This window comes from Mesorhizobium sp. ZC-5, from assembly GCF_025753855.1.
Classification (GTDB): Bacteria; Pseudomonadota; Alphaproteobacteria; order Rhizobiales; family Rhizobiaceae; genus Neomesorhizobium.
In genome coordinates, this window is sequence record NZ_JAOWPT010000009.1 from 108,609 (window position 1) to 124,288 (window position 15,680).

The following is a 15,680-nucleotide window of genomic DNA, read 5'->3' on the forward strand; positions in this document are numbered from 1 at the left end:
CAGCCAAGGACGGGCGAGGGGTACCGGCGGGATCGCCAGCGCTTCATTTTTCGACCAACACCCCTCATCCGTCTCGGCGCTACGCGCCGATCCACCTTCTCCCACAAGGGGAGAAGGGGAAGTGCCCGTTCTGCACCGCCTCACGCTTCCGCGACGTTCCGGCATGGGTCCCCGGGTCAAGCCCGATGACGAGGGGAGGGCCGTTTTCGCCAATCGCCAGTGTCCGCGACGGGGCGGAGATGGCGGGCGGGTCAACAAACGCATGAACCTTTTCCCCGGTCGCATCGACTGACCGGCTGGACCGCGTCGTGCGGTCCCAGGAAAGGAGCATGCGATGAGCACAAATTTCGACTGCCGGCATTCACCGGCGTCGAGCATCCCACGCGATGGGTGCCGTTTCGAAACAGCCACTCCCGAGGTCCATTCGATTGCGTTGACGCAAGGTAAAGGGCCGCGTATCTTTCGTCGCACAAGGGCCACATACCAGACCAGCAGGGGGGAACCTGCCGGAGAGCATTGGTGCGTGGGCTACCGCGACGATGATCCGGCCTATTCTCCCGCAAATGTCGGGAGAGCCCTTATGCGCCGCAACAGCGGATCCACTGCATCCATCCCGTGCGGCACGCGCGGCGATCATTTTCGAAAGTCGCTCGCTACCACGAGCGGCTTTCTGGCGTTGGCCATGGCCGCGGGGCTCTGGTTCGCCAGCCCATTGCATGCCCAGGAAACGCAGATCGTCCAGCCCGGCTCGATGGCGGTGACCGGGTTCTCCGGCACCATCATTCCCGGCATCGAGGAAGGCCTGCCGCCGGGTGTCGACCCGGTCGACGAAACCTTCATCGACCAGGACCGCGCCACGCTGCGCGTTTTCGACGTTTCGGCACTTGGCGGACCCGCCGCCGGCCAGCTCGTGTTCACGCCGCCGCCCTTCGAGGTGCCGGCCGGCCAGATCGGCCAGGTGTTCGGCGTCAAGTATGACGACGGCATCCGCGACGGCGTTCCGAGCGGCGTGCCGAACATCTACGCGGCGGCAAGCTCGCTGCATGGCATCCGCATCGTCACGCCGGACGAAGACGCCGACGGCCGTCCAGAACGGCAGCGGCGCGGTGCCGAAGGCGCCACCTTCATGGAAGGGCAGTTCGCCGAGGAGAACGGCGGCAGCCCCGGCGCGATCTGGAAGATCGACGGCATTTCCGGCGCCGTCACGCTGTTTGCCACCATCGACACCAACAGCGGACCCGGCATCGGCAACCTCGCCTTCGACAAGGCGCATCGCCAGTTCTTCGCCTCCGACCTCGACACCGGGCTGATCCACCGCATCGGCATAGACGGCGCGCTGATCGACACCTTCGACCACGGCGTCGCCGGCCGGCCGGCGCGCGGACTTGCCGAAGCCGCCGACGATGGCGCGGTGATGGACATAGAGGGCGCCGCCTTCGACAGCGAAGATCCCGACACCTGGGGCTATACGCAGGACGAACGCCGCGTCTGGGGCGTCGCCGTGCATGGCGGCCGGCTTTATTACGCAGTCGGCGAAAAAGCCGAGGTGTGGTCGATCGGTATTGCCCGCGACGGCACGTTTGCCGGCGACCCGCGCTGGGAACTGACAGTGACGGCCGAAGAGGACGACGCCGTTACTGACATCGCCTTCGACAATCGCGGCTTCATGTATCTCGCCCAGCGCGGCAAGATCGAGAACCGCTACGACTACAGCCAGTTTGCCGACAGCGGCAAAGGCGAAGTGCTGCGCTACTGGCGCGAGAGCCCCGACGACCCGGCAACGGAATCGATCTGGGTGGAAGCGCCGGAGACATATGCGGTCGGCTTCCCGGAAGGGCATCGCCAGTCGGCAGGCGGCATCGACCTGCAATATGGCTACGACGCGCAAGGCAATTTCAACCGCAATGCCTGCGCCGATACGCTGGTGAAAACCGGTGACAGGCTGCGCGACAACCCGGCGCTCGCCGACCGGCTTGCCGCCGGCGGGCCGCTTGCCGTGCACGGCGTGCAGATCACCTCGACGTCGCTGGTGCGGCCGGCCAACGAACCGCCGTTCGGTTCGTGGTTCGTCGACTTCGACAGTTTCTACGAGGACCCGGAAGTGAAGGGTCACGTCGGCGACGTCGAAGTGTGGCGGCCTTGCGACGGCCGCGCCGGCTGGTACGAAGACGTGCCGGGCGGCGGCTTCCTGCCGCCGTTCTGGCCGCCGGAGTTCCCGCCGCCGGGCAACACTCCACCCTGTCTCGACGTCGAGGCGGTCGAGTATTTCTGCACGCCGGCCGGGCTCGAGGCCGACATGTATCTCCGTGACGTTGCCGGCATCGGCGGCGATTCGCTGAAGGCGCAATCGCTGGCCCCCGGCATCGGTGTTTCACCCCTGCAGCAGACGCAACCCGCCGGCGCACCCTACACACTGGGCATCGCCGGACATTTGCCGGGCGAGGCGTTCGACGTGGGGCTCTGCTTCTACAAGCAATCCGACGCTGACAAGGGCGGCTACTATCCCTGCTGCAAGGTCAACGTCACCCTCGAAACGCCACCCCTGGCCTGCGAACCGTGAGGAGGAAGAGATGAACAGTCTTCAACTTTTCCACCGCGTGGAAAGCACATCCCAAACCGTCATGGAGACGATCATGAAACCCCTGTCATATGTCAGGCGCCAGGCGCGCTGGCTGATGGCGGCCGGGCTCGCGCTCGCCTCCGTCACCCCGGCGGCGGCGCAACTCACGCTCGCCGACCCGGTCGAACCGCGCATCCAGCTCGAGCGGCCGGAACGCCCGCAACCCGAGCGCGGCGAACTCAGGCCGTTCTTCGAGAAGATCGGCAAGCAGCGCAACTGCGACTACGTCACCTACCGGCTGCGCTTCGGCTTTCGCGGCGACCCGGAGGCATTCGCCGACCCGGCCATCGCGGCACAGCTGAAAGACTACCGCATGGACCTGTCGGACGAGATGCCGAACGGGCTCACCGTCATCAACGTGCAGGCGAGCGGCGACGGCACCGATGCCGGCGGCGGCGCCCTGCCGGCCGGAACGATAAGCACCACGGCGGACCCCAACGACACCGCCAAGCTCGACGATTTCCGCCTGTCGTTCACTGACCTCGACGGCAGCGGCGAAATCGGCGAACGCTATGTCGAGGTTCGCATCACCGCCAAGATCGACCCGGCTGCCTTCCCGGCACCGGCTGTCGTCGACAACCAGGCCTTCGTCCGCATCCAGCGACCGGCCGGCCCGGAGATCTTTGTGCCCTCGCACGATCCGGCGCTGCCGGACGATGGCGACTTCCTGACCGGTGCGAAAACCTCGATCAGGATCGACGTCAGCGATTGCGAGCCACCTCCGCCACCGCCTCCCGGCGAAGCCTGCTTCACGATCGAGGAAGGCGAAGTGGACTGCGTGCCCGGTGGCGGCGCGTTCATCTACTCGATGCCGTTTGGCGCCGAGATGGGCGGCAAGGTCGTGCAGCTCAAGACGACCACGCCCGGCATCACCGTCGCGCCTGCCTCGCAGGTCGTGCCTGCCGGCGGCGGCGTGCTCAACTGGACGATCACCGGGGCATTGCCCGGCGACGTGGTGCATCTGATAGTCGTCGGCGTCGAGACCTATGCCGGTCCGGAAGAGGGCGTCGGCCTGTGCTGTACGCAGGAGATCGAACTCGTCATCCCCGACGACATACGCTGCCCGCCGGAGGACAGGGAGCCCGACCTCAAGGTCGACAAGCGCGCCGACGTGCCGACCTGCACCAAGGACGGCGGCTGCGACTTCACCATCACGGTCACCAATGTCGGCGACGGGCCGTACAACGGCAAGATCGTGCTGGACGAGGTGACACTGCCTGGCAACGCGTCGATCGATTCGGGGCCGAACGTGCCCTGGACCTGCGCGCCGCTGACGAGCCCGATGCAGTGCGAGCATCCCGAAACCACGCTCAATCCAGGCGAGTCCGTCGATCTCAAGATCGGCTTCAAGCCGGGACCCGGCTGGGACGCACGCTACATCCGCAACTGCGCCAAGTATGACTACGCGGCCAGCGGCAAGGAGCTGTTCGGCGTGCAGACCAACGACCGCGCCTGCGCCACGATCCCGCTCTGCGTACCGGGGCGCGACCGCGAATGCACGCCGGTCGAGAGGAAGGTCGACCTGACGATCCGCAAGTCGGCGCTGCGGCCGGTCTGCTCGATCGACGGCGTCTGCCTGTTCCGGATCGACATCATCAACAGCGGAACGGCCGCCGCGAACGGCCCGCTGTCGGTGGTCGACACCTATCCGGCCGGCGTGCCGGCATCGTCGGACTTCGAACCGACGCCGCCATGGGTGTGCGGTCCGACAGGACCCGGCCAGTTCAAATGCGACCATCCCGGCATCGTGCTGGTGCCGGGCGCGTCGACGCCGATCTTCGTCAGGGCGATCGTCGGGCCGGATTATCAACCGGACCAGCTCGAGAACTGCGCCGAGGTGCTGCCTGTTGCCGACGAGAGCAATCTCGCCAACAACAAGTCCTGCGCCAAGGTGCGGGTGCCGCATCGCGATCCCGGCAAGCCGACGCTGCGCATCACCAAGACCTGCGAGCCGATCGCCGGTGCGGCCGGACACACATGCCGCATCACGGTCATCAGCCTTGGCACCGCCGCGCCTTCGGGTCCGGTGCGGGTCAACGACGTCGCCGAACTGATCGGCGCCGGCACGCCGGTCCAGATCCAGACCGTCACGCCCGACGGCGCGGAGTGGGCCTGCGGTCCGGTTCCGGCCGATGCGCTGTCGTGCCAGATCCCGGGTGCGGTGATGACGCCCGGAACCAGCCGCCATTTCGACGTGACCCTGTCGGTCCCGGCGAACCAGCGGTTCGAGAACTGCGCACGCGGTTCGTTCGGCCCCGCTCCGGGAGACGACATCGTCTATCCGTTGGGCGAGGCCTGCGACCAGGGCGGCACGACGATCAAGGTCGAGAAGACCGGTGACCGCCAGTGCCGTGCCGGCGAGCCCTGCACCTTCGAGATCACCATCCGCAACGATGGCGACGAGGCCTTCAACGGCCCCGTGCAGATCGGAGACGCGGTCGAGCTCGAAGGCCTCGGCCGCCTGGAAGGCGTTGCGATCACCTCGATCGAGCCGCCTTTCGGGTGCAGCCCGGAACCGGCGACCCTGCCGATCTCCTGCGATGCCAACCTATCGCTCGGAGCCGGCGAGAGCCGTGTCCACCAGGTGACGGTCGTCATTCCGGAAGACGCGCTGGGCAATGCGCGCGGTCCAATCGAAGGCCGCAACTGCGTGGCGGTGCTGGAACCGGGTACACCGGTGCGCGGCGGTGGGCAGGGCGCTGCCATACCGACGGAAGGCAAATCGGAGGCGCGTGCCACCTGCCACCCGTTCACGGTGGTGAAGGAGGAGGTGAAGCAGGAGTGCTCGGAAGGCTTCGTGATGAACGACGCCGGCCGCTGCGTCTGCCCGCCCGGAACGCGGTTCCGCAACGGGCAGTGCGTCGGCGGTTCCACCACGCCGGTGCCGCCTCCGCCGGTCGAGTGCAAGTTGCTGCCCGGCCAGGTCCGGACAGAGGATGGGCGCTGCGTCTGCCCACGCGGCACGGAGCTGCGCAACCAGCGTTGCGTCCGGCCACCGGCGCCGCAGTGCCGTCTGCTGCCTGGCCAGATCAGGACCGAGGACGGGCGCTGCATCTGCCCGCGTGGTACGGAACTGCGCAACCAGCGCTGTGTCCGGCCACCGGCACCGCAATGCCGTCTGCTGCCTGGCCAGATCAGGACCGAGGACGGGCGCTGCATCTGCCCGCGTGGTACCGAGCTGCGTGGCCAGCGCTGCGTCCGGCCACCGGCACCGCAGTGCCGTCTGCTGCCGGGCCAGATCCGGACCGAGGACGGGCGTTGCATCTGCCCGCGCGGCACCGAGTTGCGCAACCAGCGCTGCGTCCGGCCACCGGCACCGCAATGCCGGTTGCTGCCGGGCCAGATCAGGACCCAGGACGGTCGCTGCATCTGCCCGCGCGGCACCACCCTGATCCGGGGTGAATGCCGGCAGCGCCAGGTCGACCCGGTCTGCCGCCGTGGCCAGGTCCTGCGCAATGGCCGCTGCATCGACGTTCCGCAGCGCTGCCCGCGCGGCACCGAGGGCAGGCCGCCGAACTGCAAGCCGATCCGGCAGCCGCGGCCGCAGCTCAACCAGAACGTCAATCCCGACGTTCAAAGAGTGTTGCCGCGCCGTGAACGGCAACAGGCGCCGCAGTAGAACCACATCTCGGGCGGCAGCATTCGCCGCGTGAGACGTGAAACCCCGCCGGGAAACCGGCGGGGTTTTCCATTGGCCTTTCGGCATCGTGAACCAAATCCACCGCCGCAGCGACAGACCTCCCGGAAGGAAACACTCCAAGGGAGAGAAAGATGTCACTTCAAACAAGCAGCATCCGGAATTCGGCAGCCGTCCTCGCGCTGGTTGCCGCAGCATTCGCCGCCACGCCGGCCGCAGCACTCAGCGACAGCGCCAAGCTCAAGTCGATGTCGTTCAACGTCGAGGCCGACCACGGCATCATCCGCGTCATTTCGACGGACGGGGAGAAATGGGACAAGCTCAAGGCAGGCGCGGTGGCGCTGGACGCCAGTTTCAGCATCAACACGAAATGGCCCGGCTTCGTCCAGACCGCCACAATCCGCCTCGGCAGTTGTGGCGGGATGTCGTGTTTCTCGTTCCCACAACTGTGGTTCAAGAACATCGAGGAACGCGATTACAGCGGCTCGGCCATCACCGGCTTCCAGACGTCCCTGCTGCCGATCTCATCTTCGGACGGCATCGCCATCAATCCGGCGGCGGATGCCATCCTGAGCCGATGCAATGAACATCTCCAGGCCGACGGACCAACCAAATCCTATTCGTTCACGCAGGAGATGTACGCCACCCTCGCCATCGATACCGATGAGTCGCTGAACATGAACTTCATTCATAATCAGCCCGATGAAGTCGGCGGTCCGTCCCAGACGGCAATCGACCACACCGACAGCGATGCCTTCAGCGTCAACGTCATCTGCGAGCCGGTGATCAAGTCGCCCGTCAGCGACCTCAAACACGATTTCGGCGAGTTCGACGTCGAGAACGTCAAGCTGTTCCTGACTACCTATCAGTCGAACCAGCCGGGCTCGAATCCGGGCACGGTTTGTCCCGCGCTCAAGGTAACCAGCCGCGCCGAGGCGAACCAGGCCGGTCCGGTGACGATGCGCATCTGGCGCCAGAAGGACGACGGGCCGATCACCTCCGAGGTGAAACAGGCCTGGGCGTCGTTCGATGCCGCCAAGAACGGCTATTTCGCCACTTACGAAAAGTGGGAAGACGTCGGCACGACCTCGTATTTCCAGTTCAAGACGGAGATCGTCGAGGCCGGTCCGTTCGGTCCCTTCGACGGCTGGAAGGACATCACCGTACATTGCACCAGCCCCGGCGGCGGCGGTTTCACCGATGTGCCGCAGGACAATCCCGACCTGCCCAAGCCCAAGGCCGAATGGCAGGGCGAAGTAACGGTCGCCGACAGCGCCGGCCGCGACAAATCCTGCCCGCGCAAGGGCCAGGTGTTCTTCGCGGTAACCCGTGCCGCACCCGGCGATTTCGACTACCGCATCCAGTGCTCGAACGGCGCCTTCTTTACCGGCACCGCCACGGGCTACGACCAGGGCAGCGGCGTGTTCGAGGCCTATGGCGCGCATGACCTTTCGATCAACCGGACACGCTCGATCCAGTGCACGCTGCAGGAATTGCAGCCGGCGCCGGTGACGGTCGATACCGACAAGGAAGACTTCACCTGCAACAACCCGAACTTCGATCCGGCCGCGGACGACCTCGTCGTGGACACACGCCCGCATTTCGACGAGCCCGAACCCACCGTGCCGCCGGTCGTCGTCGATCCAGGCCGCAAGTGCCTGCCGCACCAGCAGTTGAAGCGCGGCAAGTGCGTCGACAGGCCGGTAGTGGCGCCTTGCAAGGCGAACGAGAAACGGGTGGGCAACAAGTGCATCCCCGTCAGCATCCACTGCCTGCCGGGCTTCCATCAGGTCGGCTTGAAGTGCGTGCCCAATCCGTCGCCCCCGGATAAGTGCAAGCGCAACGAGGTGCGTATCAACGGCCGCTGTGTGAAGAAGCCCGACGTCAGCATCCTGTGCAAGCCTGGCTTCGTACTGAAAGGCAAGACCTGCGTGCGCAAGCCGACCGTCGAAGTTCCCTGCAAGCGCGGCGAACAGAGGATCAACGGCAAATGCGTGAAGAAGCCGGACGTGACCATTCTGTGCAAGAAAGGCTTCAAGCCGGTCGGCAAGACGTGTGTTCGGCAGGCGACGATCACCAAGCTCTGCCCTGACGGCCGGCCGATGATACGCGGCAATTGGGTGAAGAAGCCCGTGGCCGTGCCGTTGCGGACGCTGACCGCACCGAAGCGCACCATCAACAGGCCGACGATCGAAAAGCCGTTCAAGCGGCCAGTCCAGAAGCGGATACTGCGCCGCGCAAACTGAAGCAGTTTTTACCAGACAGTCGTGTCGATGGGGCGGCCCCGTGCCGCCCCATTTTTTCAGGCCGATTGCCGCGTTTTCGTGTCACCCTATCTCGCGACAGGAACTCCGGGTGCAGCAGCCATGACCAAAGCCGATCTCTCCGACATCTACCGAGGCTACATTGCCTGCCTGAACAAACAGGACTGGGCGAACCTGGGGCAGTTCGTTCACGAGGAAGTCCACTACAACGGCGAGCGGATCGGATTGTCGGGCTATCGCGCGATGCTTGAGGGCGATTTCCGTGCGATTCCGGATCTCCATTTCAACATCCAGCTGTTGATGTCCGAGCCACCTCGTGTCGCAAGTCGCCTGTGCTTCGACTGCACACCGAAAGGAATTCTGTTCGGCCTTCCGGTGAACGGCAGGAAGGTCTCGTTTTCCGAGAACGTATTCTACGAGTTTCGCGACGAACGGATCGTGAAAGTGTGGTCTGTCATCGACAAGGCCGCCATCGAATCCCAGCTCCGAGCCTAGGCTGCGTCCGCTGCAACACGAAGCCCCTGCTTGTCGAAATAGTGCAGGTTGCCCGCCTCGGCGGTCAGGCAGACGTCGCTGCCCAGGCGAGTGACCTCGCGTCCGTCATCGAGCGCCAGGATGGGCTGTGCGTCGGACGACTGGATGTGGGTCAGCGTCACCGCGCCAGTGTATTCGTTCAACGTGACCTTGCCGCGCAGGCCGACTTCCGAAGGGCCTGTGACGGACAGATGTTCCGGACGGATGCCGACGCTCTCGGCGGAGGAGGGGACCTGCGCCGCCGGCGACAGATGCGTTGCTGCCTGCGCCGGCAGAACGTTCATTTTCGGGCTGCCGATGAACTGCGCGACGAACAGGTTGCCAGGCCGCTCGTAAAGCTCGCGCGGCGAGCCGACCTGTTCGACCAGGCCGTCGCGCAGGACGACGATCTTGTCGGCCAGCGTCATCGCCTCGATCTGATCGTGGGTGACGTAGATCATCGTGGTCTTGAGGCGGTTGTGCAGGGCGGCGATCTCGGAACGCATGTGGACGCGCAGCTCCGCGTCGAGGTTGGAGAGCGGTTCGTCGAAGAGGAAAACCTCGGGATTGCCGACGATGGCGCGACCGATGGCGACGCGCTGGCGCTGGCCGCCGGAGAGTTCGCGCGGATAGCGGTGCAGCAGCGCGTCGAGCTTCAGCGTCGCGGCCGCTTCGTTGACGCGGCGCTCGCGCTCCGCCGCCGGCACTTTGCGCACCTTGAGGCCAAAGCCCATGTTGTCGCGCACGGTCAGGTGCGGATAGAGCGCATAGGACTGGAAGACCATGGCGACGCCGCGCCTGGCGGCCTGCACGTCGTTGACCAGGCGGTCGCCGATATAGAGTTCGCCGCTGGTGATGTCCTCCAGCCCCGAGATCATGCGCAGCAGCGTGGACTTGCCGCAGCCGGACGGGCCGACAAAGACGACGAACTCGCCGTCGTCGATCGCAAGGTCGACGCCGCGGATCACGTCGGTGCTGGCGAAGCGCTTCTTCAGGTTCTTGAGTGCGAGAGCGGTCATGGATTTCTTTCGTATCAGCCTTTGACGCCGGAGAGCGCGAAACTCTCCATGATCTGCCGCTGCGCGATCAGGTAGACGATCAGGATCGGCACGACGGCAAGCGTGGTCGCGGCAAGCTGCAGGTTCCAGAGCGGCAGGCCGTAAGTGTCGGTGAAATTGGACAGCGCCAGCGGCAGGGTGAACATATCGAGGGAGCTCAGGAAGATGAGCGGCTCGAGGAACAGGTTCCAGGAGAACAGGAAGGTGATGATCGCGACGGCCGCAAGTGCCGGCCGCGACATCGGCAGCGCGATGCGCCACCAGATGCCGAAGCGCGAGAGGCCGTCCATCTTGCCCGCCTCCTCGAGCTCCTTGGGTAGCGCAAGGAAATACTGGCGCATCAGGAACGTCGCCATGACGCCATGCGGGCCGAAGGTCGGCAGCAGGATCAGCGGCCAGTGCGTGTCCATTAGCCCCATCCATTTGATGAGGAAGAAGTTCGGGATGATGGTGACTTCTTCCGGCACCATCAGCGCCGAGACGAGGAAGAGCATCAGAAGGCCGGCGCCGGCAAAACGCATGCGGGCAAGCGCATAGCCGGCCAGCGAGGAGATGACCAGCGTCAGCGCGGTAACCGACAGCGCGATATAGAGCGAGTTGAAGTACTGTCGGGCGAATGGCTGGTGGGTGAACACGTCGACGAAGTTCTGCCAGCGCCATACGCGCGGGATGAGGTTTGGTTCGCCGAAGATCTCGGTGACGCTCTTGAAGCCGGCGGAGACCATCCACAGGAACGGAAAGATGAACGGGATCGCGGCGATCAGGAGCGCGATCGTCCAGCAGGTGCGGTAGACGAGGTCTCTCTGGCGGCGGGTCATTCCATTTCCTTCCGCCGCAGCATGACCTGGACGATGGTGAGCGCCATCACGATGACGAACATGATCATCGCCAGCGCCGAGGCGTAACCGACGTCGAAATATTCGAAACCCTGCAGGTAGATGTAATAGGCGAGCACCAGCGTGCCGTTCTCCGGTCCGCCGCCGGTCATCTGGTAGATATGGTCGAACACCTTGAACGATCCGATCGTGGTGATGACCATGATGATCAGCGTGGTTGGGGCGAGCAGCGGCCAGATGATCATGCGGAAGATCTGCCAGCGCGAGGCGCCTTCCAGCCGCGCCGCTTCCTCGTAGTCGCGCGGGATCGCCTGCAGCGCGGCGATGTAGAGGATCATGTTCAGGCCGACCATCTTGATGACGCGCGTGACGATGACCGCCGCCATTGCCCAGTTCGGTTCGCGCAGCCAGTTGGGGCCGTCGATGCCGACCGTGGCCAGCATCTGGTTGACGATGCCGGCTTCGCCCTGCAGCAGGAATTTCCAGACAATGGCCCAGGCGATCGCCGAGGTGACGACCGGCGCGAAGAAGACCGTGCGGAAGAAGACGACGCCGAAGAAGGGGCGCGACAAAGCGAGCGCCAGCGTTAGCGCCAGCGCCATGTTGAGCGGCACCAGGCCCAGCGCGAAAATGCCGGAGTTGCGCAGAACCTGCCAGAAGTCCGGGTTGACGAGCAGCGCGTTGTGAAAGTTCTTCAGCCCGACGAAGGTCGCCTGCTGGGTGAGCAGGTTCCACTCGGTCATCGAGTAGTAGACGATGGCGACCAGCGGCCCGAGGAAGAAGATGATGAAGCCGATCAGCGTCGGGCTGAGGAACAGCCAGGCTTCCAGCATCTCCCGGTATTTCAATGTGAGCCACGGCGCGTCCTTGCGGCGCACCGTGGTCTCCTTGTGAAGCGAAGTGTCAGTCATCGACCGCGACTAGAGCAGGGGCTGGATGGCCGCGCAGACGGCCTTCATGGAATCCTCGACATTCGCGTCGGCCTTCCACAGCCCGTCCAATCTCGGCGCCATGGCGGCAAGCAGCTGCGGGCTTTTCTCGTGGCTGGGCAGCACCTTGCCGTTGATGATGGCGGCCGCGAGGTTCTTCATCTGGTCGGCTGGCACCAGCTTGTTGGAGTTGATGAAGGCGTCCGATTCAAGCACCGATTTGCGCGCGGGCGGGAAGAACTGCGCCATGATGGCCGTGTTCTCCTTGTTGGTCATGTGCGCGACGAACTCGGCGGCGAGCTCCTTCTGCTTGCCCTGCTCGAAGACGACGATCGCGGCCTGGCCGATGACCGGTGATTCACCGCCGGGGCCTGTGGGCAGCGGCGCGATGCCCCACGGGAAGCCGGCTTCCGGCATCTTCGAGGCGCGCGAGATCTGGTTGATCGTCATCGCAGACTTGCCGGAGTAATAATCGCCGGATTCGCCGGGCGGCACGATCGACTTGTCCTTGAAGACCATGTCGTGAAGCTGCTTCACCGCTGCAAGCGCTTCCGGCTTGTCGAAGCCGCATTCCTTGTTCGCCCAGACGTCGCCGCCATAGGCGCGGATCGGCGGCATCAGCGCGTGCATGGCGCGCGAGGCATAGCCTTCGCCGTCCTTGAACTCGAAGCCCCAGGTGCCGTTGGCTTCGGTGAGCTTCTTGGCGACCTCCTGGAACTTGTCCATGTTCCACTCGCCCTTGGCCGCAAGCGCCAGCGGGTCTTCGAGGCCGGCTTTCTCGAACATCGCCTTGTTGTAGTAGATCATGAAGGGCGAGGTGGAGAACGGAATGCCGTACACCTTGTCGCCATCCTGCCAGAGGCCCATCGCGGTCGGCGACAGGTCGGCGAAGTCGAAGCCTTCCGCCGCCTTGACCGTCGCGCCGATGTCGGCCAGCACGCCGGCGTTCACGAAGGTGGGGGCTGCGTCTTCCATCATCCAGCCGAGATCGGGCGTATTGCCGCCGGCGAGCTGGAACGTCAGCTTCTGGGTGTAGTCCGCCGGCGGGATCGTCTCGAATTTCACGGTGACGTCCGGATGCGTCGCCTTGAAGCTGTCGGCGATGCCGTTCAGCATCTTCAGATGCGCTTCGTTGCCGGACCAGATGGTGAAGCGAAGCTCCGCCGCCAGTGCCGATGTCGACATCAAGCAGAGCGCCAGTGCCGAAACTGCCAGACCTTTACTTACGGCTTTCATGGATAATCCTCCCTGGGTTCAATCGCCGTTGTTCTATGCGCCCGCGCCGGCGAACTGCCGTGCGGGTATTCGCTTGAAACGCGGTTGGGCAAACCCGCGCACGCCGGTCTCGATGGCGAACACGGAACCGGCCAGCGGCTCCCGTTCGAGCTGGGCCGCATCCAGCCCGGCACGCATCGAGGTAACGAAAATGGTGGAAAGGTCGGCGCCGCCGAACACCGGCTTGGTCGGACGCGACACCGGCAGCTCGACCGCCGCGATCTCTTCGCCGGCAGGGTCGAGACGGACGATGCGGCCGCCGTCCACCGCCGCGAACCAGTAGCAGCCCTCAGCGTCGACGCAGGCGCCGTCGGGCCTGCCATGGGTCGGCTTGTGGAACACGCGGCGGTTGTCCAGCGCGCCGGTCGCGGCATCGAAATCGAACGCCCAGATCGTGCAGACCGCCGGATGGCTGTCGGCGAGATAAAAGGTTCTGCCGTCCGGCGAGATGGCGCAGCCGTTCTCCGTGCGCAGACCGTCAATCCTGGCGGCGGCATTGCTTCCGTCGAAAGCATAGAGCGTGCCGACCGGCTCGCGCTCGGCGGGCATGTGCATCGTGCCGGCCCAGAAGCGGCCCGCCGCATCCACCACGCCGTCATTCATGCGCATGTCGGGGAGGGGTGTCTTCACCTCGGCGAGTTTCGTCAGCCCGCCCGACGCTTCGTCGAGCACGAGCCAGCCCGTCGCAGCGGCGACGACAAGCGCGCCGTCCTCGGCCAATGCGAGCGCGCCCGGCATGATGTCGAGCGGGAAATCGGTGAGGCCGCCGGGTTTCGCGAGATTCTTGCGGCGGATCGTCTTGCCGTTGATGTCGACCCACCAGAGGGCGTTGCGCTCGCGGTCCCACAGTGGGCTCTCGCCGACCTGATCGTAGCCTTCATGGAACACGGAGATCTTTGGCGCCCGGTTCATCGCGCCTCTCCCGGAAGCGCGCCGGGCGCATCGCCGATGGTCCAGCCGCCGTCGACCGGGATGTTCGCGCCGGTGATGTAGCTGGCGGCGTCGCTGCACAGGAACACGAAGGCGCCGACGAGATCGTCCGCGCGGCCCTGGCGTCCGACGGGTATCTTTGCCACGACCGTGCGGCGGAAAGCGGCATCGGCGTAACGACTGGCGGTGGCCTCCGTCTCGATGGCGCCGGGGGAGACGACATTCATCGTCACGCCGCTGCCCGCCACTTCGCGGCCGATGGCGCGGATCGCAACGAGTTGCGCGGCCTTGATCGACGCATAGACGACGGTTTCGGCGCGGGGCCGGGTGGCCATGACGCTGCCGGTCGCGACAACGCGTCCCCAGCCACGCGCCGCCATGGCCGGCACAAGCTTTCCGGCAAGCGTCAGCAGCGAGGTGAAATTCGCGGCGACATGCGCCTCGACATGCGCGGGGTTCGCGTCATGCCAGGCCAGACGCCGCTCGATCGCGGCATTGGCGATCAGGATGTCGATGGGTCCATGCCGCGCCAGGACCTCGTCGGCCAAAGCAGAAGCGGCGGCGGCATCGGTGAAGTCGGCCTCGAGGATCGGCGTTCCGTTGCCGATTGCTTTCGCAACGCGGGCCGCGCCGTCCGCGTCACCGAAATGGTGCAGCACGAGTTCTGCGCCATGTTCGGCAAGGCCGAGCGCGATCGCCCGTCCGATGCCGGAATTCGCGCCCGTGACGAGTGCGCGCCTGCCGGATAGCGAGAAGCGGTCCGTGCTCATTTGTCTTTTGCCGCGAGTTTTTCGGCCACTTCGAGGGACGCGATGTCGGCCGCTTCAAAGTGATCCCTGATCGCCTGCTCGGCGCGATCCACATCGCCTGCAAGCACCGCGTCGTAGATCGCCTGGTGGCGGTCGATGGTGGCGTTCCAGTCGGCGTCGGTACGGTTGGCGCGGCGCGAGAACAGTTCCGACACCTCGCGCTGGACGGAGCGAAGTCCTTCCATCTGGACTCGGATCATCGAATTGCCGGTCGCCATGGCGAGACCGACGTGGAAGAGGATGTCCGCCTCGGTGAAACCCGCCGGGTCGAGCAGCGAGGCGCGCATGTCGGCAACGCCCTGCTTCATCGCATCGAGGCCGGACTGGTCCCGGCGCTCGGCGGCAAGGCGCGCAATGCCGGTCTCGATGACGCGGCGCATCTCGTTGGCTTCGCGCAGGTGGGTGAGGCTCGACCGCACGGCGTAACCGTAGATGCGTTCGAGCGGCGCGCCGTTGAGAGCCTTCGCACGGGCAACCTTGCCCTGCTGGGTGAAGATCAGGCCGGCGGCGGTCAATTGGCGCAGGGCCTCGCGCGCTATCGGCTTCGACACGCCGAATTCCTTCGCGATCTCGCCCTCCGGCGGCAGAGGCTCGCCGGGCGAGATACGGCCGTCGAAAAGCGCCTCGGCGATCGCATCCGAAACGGAGTCGGCCAGCCGCAACGGGCTCGTAACCCTCGCGGAAAAGATCGGCTTGCGGATCGGATCGGTGGTCATTTGCATCCTCGGCTTGCAGACCACTAACATAGGAACTTCTAACTTAGCAACTAAGTTTGTCAGTTGCCAAGAAGCTTTGTTGCGGCTAGAAGC

The 15,680-nt window shown here is 65.2% G+C and carries 11 protein-coding genes; 4 read left to right on the forward strand and 7 right to left on the reverse strand.

Annotated features, from left to right (window positions below; genetic code table 11):
• The first annotated feature begins 682 nt into the window (after nt 1–682).
• From OHD58_RS21420 to OHD58_RS21435, 4 genes are all read left to right on the forward strand, one after another.
• Complete coding sequence (locus OHD58_RS21420; RefSeq protein ID WP_412177272.1) at nt 683–2,560, forward strand: hypothetical protein; 1,878 nt, start codon at nt 683–685, stop codon at nt 2,558–2,560.
• Between the two features lie 10 nt (nt 2,561–2,570).
• The gene (locus OHD58_RS21425; RefSeq protein WP_412177267.1) at nt 2,571–6,239 is read left to right on the forward strand and encodes a hypothetical protein; all 3,669 of its coding nucleotides are present in this window, start codon (nt 2,571–2,573) and stop codon (nt 6,237–6,239) included.
• 152 nt (nt 6,240–6,391) lie between these two features.
• On the forward strand, nt 6,392–8,503 hold the full coding sequence (locus OHD58_RS21430; protein ID WP_263805480.1) for a hypothetical protein: 2,112 nt from the start codon (nt 6,392–6,394) through the stop codon (nt 8,501–8,503).
• A gap of 120 nt (nt 8,504–8,623) precedes the next feature.
• Nucleotides 8,624–9,016 carry an ester cyclase gene (locus OHD58_RS21435; RefSeq protein WP_263805481.1) on the forward strand — a complete coding sequence of 131 codons (393 nt, stop codon included), beginning with the start codon at nt 8,624–8,626 and terminating at the stop codon, nt 9,014–9,016.
• Here OHD58_RS21435 and OHD58_RS21440 read toward each other — a convergent pair.
• Genes OHD58_RS21440 through OHD58_RS21470 form a run of 7 tightly spaced genes read right to left on the reverse strand, consistent with a single transcriptional unit; the run spans nt 9,013 to nt 15,587 of the window.
• Nucleotides 9,013–10,053, reverse strand: coding sequence for an ABC transporter ATP-binding protein (locus OHD58_RS21440; protein ID WP_263805482.1), 1,041 nt, complete (start codon nt 10,051–10,053; stop codon nt 9,013–9,015). The genes OHD58_RS21435 and OHD58_RS21440 overlap by 4 nt on opposite strands.
• A 14-nt stretch (nt 10,054–10,067) precedes the next feature.
• Entirely contained in the window at nt 10,068–10,910 is an 843-nt protein-coding gene (locus OHD58_RS21445) for a carbohydrate ABC transporter permease (protein ID WP_263805484.1), read from the reverse strand.
• Nucleotides 10,907–11,839 (reverse strand): carbohydrate ABC transporter permease, encoded by a 933-nt coding sequence (locus OHD58_RS21450; RefSeq protein ID WP_263805485.1) that lies wholly within the window; start codon nt 11,837–11,839, stop codon nt 10,907–10,909. Before OHD58_RS21450 ends, OHD58_RS21445 begins: the two co-directional genes overlap by 4 nt.
• A gap of 9 nt (nt 11,840–11,848) precedes the next feature.
• A complete protein-coding gene (locus OHD58_RS21455) occupies nt 11,849–13,093 on the reverse strand; it encodes an ABC transporter substrate-binding protein (protein WP_263805486.1) in 1,245 nt (414 codons plus the stop codon).
• Between the two features lie 33 nt (nt 13,094–13,126).
• Nucleotides 13,127–14,044 (reverse strand): SMP-30/gluconolactonase/LRE family protein, encoded by a 918-nt coding sequence (locus OHD58_RS21460; RefSeq protein WP_263805488.1) that lies wholly within the window; start codon nt 14,042–14,044, stop codon nt 13,127–13,129.
• Nucleotides 14,041–14,832 (reverse strand): SDR family NAD(P)-dependent oxidoreductase, encoded by a 792-nt coding sequence (locus OHD58_RS21465; protein WP_263805489.1) that lies wholly within the window; start codon nt 14,830–14,832, stop codon nt 14,041–14,043. Before OHD58_RS21465 ends, OHD58_RS21460 begins: the two co-directional genes overlap by 4 nt.
• Nucleotides 14,829–15,587, reverse strand: a complete 759-nt coding sequence (locus OHD58_RS21470; protein ID WP_263805490.1) for a FadR/GntR family transcriptional regulator — start codon at nt 15,585–15,587, stop codon at nt 14,829–14,831. The genes OHD58_RS21465 and OHD58_RS21470 overlap by 4 nt, the downstream gene beginning before the upstream one ends.
• Between the last annotated feature and the right edge of the window lie 93 nt (nt 15,588–15,680).